Raw genomic sequence first — 485 nt, 5'->3', positions numbered from 1 at the left:
CACAAAGGAAGCTGCGGATGCCGTCGCCGCCTACACGGATCAAATGGGCCGGCTGGTACGGATCAATCCGCAGGAAGTCACCCACGTGTTCTTCCACTCTCTGATCGTCGATACCTCCAAAGCCTTCGACGGAGACAGCCGGGAGGGCGGCTACAACCAGATGATGACGACAAAAGACGAGTTTATCAAGATGATGCAGTCCATGTACGACAGGGGGTACGTTCTCGTAAAGATCCATGATCTCGCCTATGAGACAACCGATGAAAACGGCAATCCCAAGTTTGTCTACGGTGATATCATGCTCCCCGAAGGGAAAAAGGCTTTTGTCTTGTCGCAGGATGATGTATGCTACTATGAATATATGAAGGGGGACGGCTTCGCCACCCGCATGGTGATCGGGGAAGACGGTTATCCCACCACCGAGATGGAGCAGGAGGATGGAAGCGTCATCACCGGAGATTTCGATCTCGTTCCCATACTGGAAA

At 52.8% G+C, this 485-nt stretch carries 1 protein-coding gene; it reads left to right on the top strand.

What is annotated here, in order from left to right; all coding sequences use genetic code 11:
• On the top strand, positions 1–485 hold a 485-nt coding region (locus NE664_13520; protein ID MCQ4727651.1), incomplete at both ends, for a polysaccharide deacetylase.

Source organism: Anaerotignum faecicola, from assembly GCA_024460105.1.
GTDB lineage: Bacteria > Bacillota > Clostridia > Lachnospirales > Anaerotignaceae > JANFXS01.
The sequence above is the reverse complement of the archived record's forward strand: the minus strand, read 5'-3'. Positions and strand labels throughout refer to the sequence as shown.